8 protein-coding genes and 1 pseudogene are annotated in these 6,823 nt (G+C 54.8%); 2 read left to right on the top strand and 7 right to left on the bottom strand.

Going from position 1 to position 6,823, the window contains the following annotated elements; translation table 11 throughout:
* Together RTY00_RS16890 and RTY00_RS16885 are read right to left on the bottom strand one after the other, a co-directional pair.
* A pseudogene (locus RTY00_RS16890) lies at positions 1-323 on the bottom strand (ABC transporter permease); the annotation flags it as partial.
* A complete protein-coding gene (locus RTY00_RS16885) occupies positions 323-1,849 on the bottom strand; it encodes an ABC transporter substrate-binding protein (protein ID WP_409519144.1) in 1,527 nt (508 codons plus the stop codon). The pseudogene RTY00_RS16890 and the gene RTY00_RS16885, both read right to left, overlap by 1 nt.
* A gap of 167 nt (positions 1,850-2,016) precedes the next feature.
* On the opposite strand from RTY00_RS16885, the gene RTY00_RS16880 reads away from it, so the two are divergent.
* On the top strand, positions 2,017-2,202 hold the full coding sequence (locus tag RTY00_RS16880) for a tautomerase family protein (protein WP_008109189.1): 186 nt from the start codon (positions 2,017-2,019) through the stop codon (positions 2,200-2,202).
* A gap of 41 nt (positions 2,203-2,243) precedes the next feature.
* Here the strand turns inward: RTY00_RS16880 and RTY00_RS16875 are convergent, their stop codons facing one another.
* Together RTY00_RS16875 and RTY00_RS16870 are read right to left on the bottom strand one after the other, a co-directional pair.
* Positions 2,244-2,561 carry a helix-turn-helix domain-containing protein gene (locus RTY00_RS16875; RefSeq protein WP_312665206.1) on the bottom strand — a complete coding sequence of 106 codons (318 nt, stop codon included), beginning with the start codon at positions 2,559-2,561 and terminating at the stop codon, positions 2,244-2,246.
* Between the two features lie 29 nt (positions 2,562-2,590).
* Complete coding sequence (locus RTY00_RS16870) at positions 2,591-2,944, bottom strand: type II toxin-antitoxin system RelE/ParE family toxin (protein ID WP_312665205.1); 354 nt, start codon at positions 2,942-2,944, stop codon at positions 2,591-2,593.
* Positions 2,945-3,099: 155 nt separating this feature from the next.
* Here RTY00_RS16870 and RTY00_RS16865 point away from each other — a divergent pair, with 155 nt between their 5' ends.
* The gene (locus RTY00_RS16865; protein ID WP_008109185.1) at positions 3,100-3,840 is read left to right on the top strand and encodes a GntR family transcriptional regulator; all 741 of its coding nucleotides are present in this window, start codon (positions 3,100-3,102) and stop codon (positions 3,838-3,840) included.
* Here the strand turns inward: RTY00_RS16865 and RTY00_RS16860 are convergent.
* From RTY00_RS16860 to RTY00_RS16850, 3 genes are all read right to left on the bottom strand, one after another.
* The gene (locus RTY00_RS16860) at positions 3,827-4,807 is read right to left on the bottom strand and encodes a PfkB family carbohydrate kinase (protein WP_312665204.1); all 981 of its coding nucleotides are present in this window, start codon (positions 4,805-4,807) and stop codon (positions 3,827-3,829) included. The genes RTY00_RS16865 and RTY00_RS16860 overlap by 14 nt on opposite strands.
* Entirely contained in the window at positions 4,794-5,816 is a 1,023-nt protein-coding gene (locus tag RTY00_RS16855; RefSeq protein WP_312665208.1) for an ADP-ribosylglycohydrolase family protein, read from the bottom strand. The genes RTY00_RS16860 and RTY00_RS16855 overlap by 14 nt, the downstream gene beginning before the upstream one ends.
* Before the next feature lie 17 nt (positions 5,817-5,833).
* A partial coding sequence (locus RTY00_RS16850) for an MFS transporter (RefSeq protein WP_312665203.1) occupies positions 5,834-6,823 on the bottom strand: 990 nt, incomplete at its 5' end.

Here is a 6,823-nt window from a genome sequence, read left to right as displayed (position 1 = left end):
CCTGCCAGCGCCAGCGTTTGACTCAGCTGCCAGCGCAGTTCATCCATCACCGGTTCGCCGGAAACCAGCGAACGACCAAAATTGAATTGCAGCAGATCGAATAGCCAGTGCAGCAACGCGCTGCCCTGCTGTAAAGAACCGCTCAATTCCTGCTGCACCAGCGCCACCGCGTTGGCATCCACACGATCGTAGCCATAACGCCCGCTGGCTATGCGCCACGCCATGTCGCCGGGCAAGGCCTGCACCAAAAACCAGGTGAGTAAACCGACCGCCAGCACCACGAATGCAGCCTGCGCTAAGCGCCAGCCTAAAAGCTTGATCATCATTGCTCCCACTGCATCTGGCGCAGACCAAAGTGACGCTCGAATGGATCGAGCGTGACGTTTTTCAACTTGCTGTTGATCGCGGCAGATTGCTGATACCAGGCAATCGGGATCACCGGCAAATCCTGCTGTAAGGAGGCGGTGATCAGGTTACGCGCCTGCGCACGTTCGGCCGCATCGTTGGATTGCGTTAAGGTGTGCAACGCTGCGCTGAAACCGGCTGGATGCCAGTTCATCACGCCCCAGTCGCCGCCCTTTTCCGCATAATCCTGCAGTAACGTGCCGGTTGGGTCAGGCGTGAGCGCAAAATTACGAGAAAACAGCGCCAGTTGCAGTCGATTGCTGTGATGCTGCGCTGGAATTTCGCTGGCGTTGGTGGAGTTGATCTTCACTTCAATACCGACTTTACGCAGCTGCTGCTGGATAACCATCGCCATCAGCGGCAGTTCGGGACGATCGGGGAACGTCAGCAGCGTCACACTGAATCGCTGGTCGTTGCGCGTTAACACGCCGTCCGCGCCTAATTTCCAGCCCGCCGCTTGCAGCTGTTGTGCCGCCAGTTGCGGATTGAACTGTAGCGGTTGCAGTGCGCTGTTGTGCCATTCGCCCATATTCGGCGGGAATAACTGACTGGCCGCACCCGGATAACGCAGCACCGCCATCGCCAGCGCGTTACGATCAATCGCCATGCTGATCGCAGCACGCACCGGCTGTTCAGCTAACAGCGGATCGCCCGCATTCAGTTTCAGCATTAACGTGCGCGGCACCGGAATAGCGGGCAGTTGCAGCGACGGCTTGCGCGCTAAACGCTGACGGCTGGCGGCATCCAGGTTGAAGACGTAATCCGCGTCACCGCTTTCCGCCAGCAAGGCGCGGGTTTCGGCGCGTCCGGAAGAGAGATAGCTTGCCGCCGCAATTGTCGGCTTTTCGCCCCAGTAATCGTCAAACCGTTTTACCGCCAAAGATTGCGGTGGCTGGAACGACGTCAGCATAAACGGCCCGCTGCCGATGATGCGAGTGATGTTGCCCTGCGCATCCCAACTGGCTAATGCCAGAATCTGGGAACGGCTTTCTGCTAACACCGAAAGTAGCGGCGTAAAAGGTTCGCGCAAGGTGATCGTGACGCGTTGCCCTTCCCCGCTGATAGCGGTGATTGGCGTTTTATCCAGCAAACCCGCTTTGCTGCGCGCGGTGTTAAGTGACTTCACCACCGCAGCCGCGTCGAGTGGCGATCCATCATGGAAACGCACGTTGGGACGAAGCTGCAATTGCCATTGCAAACCATCACTGGAAACCTGCCAGCTCTGCGCCAGCGCCGGAATGGGCTCCGCGCGTTGGTTCACTTCTACCAGCGTTTCCACCACATCCATACGCAACAAGATGTCGCCGGAGAGCGCCGGATCGGTGCCTTTGATTTCAAACGGTGCCGCAATGCGCACCGGTTTATCCTGATGTTCAGCCGCCATTGAGGCGTAAGAAGCCAGGCCTAACGCCGAAGCGATAAGCAAATTTTTCATTGATTTCATTATGATTTCCGACTGAAGCCGCTACATATTAAAAGAGTTAATTACGTTATAACATAACAATACACATTTCAACACAGATTGCCGGTGAAGATGGGTGATTGACGCTGCACGCAGAGCTTTGGCTGCGGTATGCTGAAAACGAACGTTTACTTTAAGGAGCAGCAGAGATGCCAGAAATTGTTGTGTATGCGGCGGAAGGTCGCACGATTGAGCAGAAGAAAAAGTTGTTGAGAGCCGTCACCGCAGCGGTGGCCGATTCGTTTGAGATCGACGCTAATTCGGTGACAGTTTCCATTATCGAAACGCCAAAACACCATAAGTCGAAAGGCGGCGTGCCGTTTGATGAGCGCTGAGTCGGGTATATGCATAAAAGCCCCAATGGGGCTTTTATTGTTTAGAGGATAAAGATGGCCGGCCCTTTATCTTCAATCGTGTTGAGAATGCGTAATGCCGCTTTGTTTGGCTTGCTTTCGTTGCGCTCCCACTTGGATACGCTTTCCACAGACATTCCGGTGGTTAACGCCAGGGCAGCTTGCGACATATTCCAGCGCAGTCGCACCGCTTTAATTTCTATGCCACTCATCGTACGTACTGGAGGAATGTTACGTGCTTCTATGGCAGCATTAATTTCGGCAACTGTTTCATCTTTCACTGCGCCAAGCTGGTTATAGCGTTGCGCCATGCTCTGAATTTTTTTTAAACGTCCAGTCATTACAGGTTACCTCAATTAACTCTTTTGCTTTAATTAACGCCTCGATTAGCTCGTCTGGCATAGCAATAAAAATCTCGCGCAATGCTGCAATATGCATCAATTTCATCGTCTTCTAACTCTTTACCTTTCTTCTTCGAAAGCTGGCTTTTTAAATACATATCAAAGAAGTAAAGATTTTTCCCATCATTGAAAAATACTATGCAGCGCGCACCATCAGAAGCACCGACGCCTGGTAAACCGACTCGCTTCTTATAAGTAAATCGGCCCAGGCAATCGCCATGAAGTCCGGCGAAAATGGACATCGCTGCCTTACACAAAATTTTATCGTTGATGCGTGCTCTTAGACGCTCTTCCTGAAATTCTGGCGTGAGATAAATCCCCATGGTCGCTTCCTTGCCACTTTTTCATCCGTAAGGATTACTATAGTCTTGCTTACGGGTAAGGTCAATTTTTATGCATTTGCTGGCGTATCCCAATAGCCTAAAACTCAGTATCATAGACGTTCTGCCGCTTACCAGAATGAGTGAACCCGCCCGCTATGACCGACCAAACTGCACTATTTTCGCGGCTGACTTCTACCCTTGCCGATGACAGCCGCACGCCGCTGTACAAACGCTTCGCCACTGCCATTAAAGATGCGGTGCGCGATGGCGTATTAGTGCATGAAGAGATCCTGCCGAGTGAGCGTGATTTCAGCCAGTCGCTGAGCATTTCGCGCATTACCGTGCGTAAAGCCATGGATGCGCTGGAAAAAGAGGGCGTGGTGTTGCGTTCTCGTGGCTACGGCACGCAGATCTGCAGCCAGTTCGAGTATTCGCTTAAAGAGCCGAAAGGCTTGTCGCAACAAGCGGTATTACGCGGTAAAAAGCCTGACACCGTGTGGATTAACAAAAGCAAAATCCATTGCGACGCAGAAATCGCCGAAAAGCTGGGATTGAGTAAAGGCAGCGACGTGTATTTGCTGAAGCGTATTCGCTATGTCGATCAGCAAGCGGTGTCGGTTGAAGAATCCTGGGTGCCGGCGCGCTATATTGCCGATGCAGACGAGATTGGCATTTCGCTGTACGACTATTTCCACCAGCAGCAAATTCTGCCGGTTACGTCACAAAGCAGAGTGAGTGCTCGCATGCCTGATGAGGCGCTCCAGCAGCAGATCGCCCTACCCGACAATGTGCCTGTTTTGGTGATCAAGCAGCTGGCGTTAGATGCGCAGGGCAATCCGCTGGAGTACAGCATTAGCTACTGTCGTAGCGATATGTATGTGTTTATTGCGGAGTAAGGCGCTGCTGCCAATAAGCCGTTAACGTGGCGCGATCGGGCGCGCAATCACCGCCGCGCTGTGACACCACATATGACGCCACCGCGTTGCCCAACGCCACGCTTTCCGCCAGCGACCAACCCGACGCCAATCCCGCCAATAATCCTCCCGCGTGGCTGTCGCCTGCTCCGATGGTATCGACCACTTTTGTCGGCAGCGCCGGTATCCAGCCTTGCGTATCCGCGTCAACGAAACCCGCGCCTTCGCTATCAAGTCGCACCACCATCGCGCCACCAAAACGCTGTTGCCAGCGCGTCATTAACTGGTGCGCATCAAAGGGTTCTGTTTGATTCAAACGCTCATGCCACAGCAGTTCGGCTTCCTGCCTGTTCACTGTAATCAGTGGATGGCGCGCCATAATGCGTTCAAATTGCACGTCGCCGATATCCGCCAGACGCGGACCGAAATCCACCAGCAGCTGATACGGCTGGCTTTGCTGCTCCAGCCAGTCGATCAGCACATCACCGCTTTTGCTGGTGAGCTGATAGCCGGAAAGGTAGATCCAGCGATTAGCTGGCTGTGGCAACGTGTCGAGCAGCGCCGCATCCCACTGATTTTCCACGCCACTCACTGACAGAAAAGTGCGCTCGCCATCGGGTTCCACTAACGCCAAACACCAGCCGTTATCGCCTTTCGCGGTTTCCAACATGCTGTGAATGCCATATTCCGTCAGCTTCTGCCGCACAATGCTCGCCCAAGTGCCGTTACCGAGCGGCAGCGCGTTGATGGACGGGATGCCAAGCCGGTGTAGCGCAATCGCCACATTCAACGCGCAGCCGCCCACGTTGACGCCCTGCTGGTGGAGCTCAATATCGCTGCCACGATGTGGCAACGAGTAAGCATCGGCAATCACATCAACCACCGCCGCGCCAATCACGCATACCGGCAGACGGCCTTCGAGTCTCTTCAGATCATCAGGCGTCAGCATAAGCGGCCTCACGCTGCTGGCGGAAACGGGTGAATGCGGCGCTGTAGCGAGTGAAATCCAGCGCGTTAGCGGCATCCAGCTCGGCTTTCAAGGCAACATCAATGCTGTCGATACCGTGTAGCGCGCCGCAAATCGCCACCGCCATCGCGCCGATGGTATCGGTATCGCCGCCGAGGTTAGCGCAGAGGATCGCGCAGCGGTTCGGATCGGTTTCAGCTAACTCCACCATCGCAATCGCCGCCGGTACCGATTCAATGGTGCTGGTGCCGGTGCCAACCAGATCGTAAATCTGCTGCATGGTGGATTCCACGCCCCTGCCCTGCGCAACAACGTTCAACGCCAGTTCGAGGCGTGCTGCCATTGATGCGCTAAAGGTGGTAACACGCTTTTCCTGCGCCGCGCGTGCAATCGCTGGAAGTTCATCGCGGATCGTTGCCCAGCTGGCTCCATCAATAGCGCGCGAAACCGCCCACGCAATCACCGTCGCGCCGGCAATCGCGACATCCGATTTATGCGTTGGGCTTGATGCCAGCGCGACGGCATCAATGAAAGCGGATAAGTCGCGTGCTGGCAGCAGACAACCGAGCGGTGACACACGCATCGCGGCGCCGTTGGTCATGCCGTTATTTTCCAGCTGTGACACTGGCGTGCCAGCTTTCATCGCGTTGAGCGCGATTTTTGAGGTCGGTCCAAGCACATTTTTGTTAAAGGCATCAAACGACTCGGCCCACTGCAAAATATTCGCGCCGATGGTTTCCGCGTTGATTTCGCCATCATGAGAGACGATCGCATCAGCCAATGCCAGTGCCATGGACGTGTCATCGGTAAAGGCCGCCCGGCCAAAGTAGCAGGCGGCATTGTTTTCAACCGGGCCAGGCAGGAAGCGATCGATCCAGCCAAAGTGCTGTTTCACGCGCGATCGTGGCCACAGTTCCGATGGCATGCCCATCGCATCGCCCAGCGCCTGGCCGTAAAACGCGCCTAAAATCCGTTTTTCTTGCGTTGTCATCGTCATGGTGAAATCCCTTATTTATGGCTGTCAGCGGTTGCTGAGTTATCGAAAGCGGTAAGTTCATCGCTGCGTTTTTTACCGTCGCGGAACAGGACGATAAAGGCGATGGTAATAATGACGATCATCACGCTGCCAAACATCCACATGCCGGCCCAGTTGAAAGTCTGCCCGTTGCGGGGTTGGTAGTAGGCAAACATTTCCTGCATCAGGTAGCCACCAAGGCGGTAACCAAGCAGGCTGCCGATGCCCTGACAGGCCAGCGTGATCAGCCCTTGCGCGGCATTACGCATCGCCACTGGCGCTTTCTTATCAACGTAGATGTAAGCGGTGATGAAGTAGAAATCGTAGCTGACGCCGTGCAGCAGAATGCCCATGAATAGCAAGCCATACGTCAGCATGTTTTGATCGCCGCCGAACACGAAGAACACATAGCGCAACGCGGCGGTGGTTAATCCCAGCAGCAGCACTTTGCCGATGCCAAAGCGTTTAATGAAGAACGGCAGCGCCAGCAGGAAGAAGATTTCCGAAACCTGACCGAGCGTCATCCAGCCGGTGGCATGCGGCAAGCCGACTTCCGTCAGATAGCCTTCGGCAAAGATGTAATAAAACGCCAGCGGCATGCTGAACAGGAAGGAGCAGACGAAGAACACGAGGAAGCTGCGATCCTTCAGCAGATGCAGCGCATCCAGGCCAAGCGCGACGCGCAGGCTGAATTTGCCGGTGCTTTTCGGCTCTGTCGCGGGTAACGTCAGGGCAAAAATGCCGAGTAACAGCGAGCTTGCCGCAGTGATCAATAACGGCACGTTGCTGGCTGAAATATCGCCATAGCCCAGCAGCGGCGGCAGGAAACCACAAACGATGCCGGACGCGATCCAGCCAAGGGTGCCCATAACGCGAATGCGTGGGTAATCACGCTCCACATCCGCGACGTGCGAAAACGCGATGCTATTGGTTAAGGCAATGGTTGGCATGTAAGTGAGCGCATACAGCAATAACAGCGGGAA

Origin of the sequence: Pantoea sp. CTOTU49201, from assembly GCF_032054795.1 — a bacterium.
GTDB classification, from domain to species: domain Bacteria; phylum Pseudomonadota; class Gammaproteobacteria; order Enterobacterales; family Enterobacteriaceae; genus Pantoea; species Pantoea symbiotica.
The sequence above is the reverse complement of the archived record's forward strand: the minus strand, read 5'-3'. Positions and strand labels throughout refer to the sequence as shown.

Excerpts from the sequence above, each read along its gene's own strand:
- RTY00_RS16865 (WP_008109185.1), top strand. The coding sequence starts at position 3,100 with ATGACCGACCAAACTGCACTATTTTCGCGGCTGACTTCTACCCTTGCC.
- RTY00_RS16855 (WP_312665208.1), bottom strand. The coding sequence starts at position 5,816 with ATGACAACGCAAGAAAAACGGATTTTAGGCGCGTTTTACGGCCAGGCG.
- RTY00_RS16885 (WP_409519144.1), bottom strand. The coding sequence starts at position 1,849 with ATGAAATCAATGAAAAATTTGCTTATCGCTTCGGCGTTAGGCCTGGCT.
- RTY00_RS16860 (WP_312665204.1), bottom strand. The coding sequence starts at position 4,807 with ATGCTGACGCCTGATGATCTGAAGAGACTCGAAGGCCGTCTGCCGGTA.
- RTY00_RS16880 (WP_008109189.1), top strand. The coding sequence starts at position 2,017 with ATGCCAGAAATTGTTGTGTATGCGGCGGAAGGTCGCACGATTGAGCAG.
- RTY00_RS16870 (WP_312665205.1), bottom strand. The coding sequence starts at position 2,944 with ATGGGGATTTATCTCACGCCAGAATTTCAGGAAGAGCGTCTAAGAGCA.
- RTY00_RS16875 (WP_312665206.1), bottom strand. The coding sequence starts at position 2,561 with ATGACTGGACGTTTAAAAAAAATTCAGAGCATGGCGCAACGCTATAAC.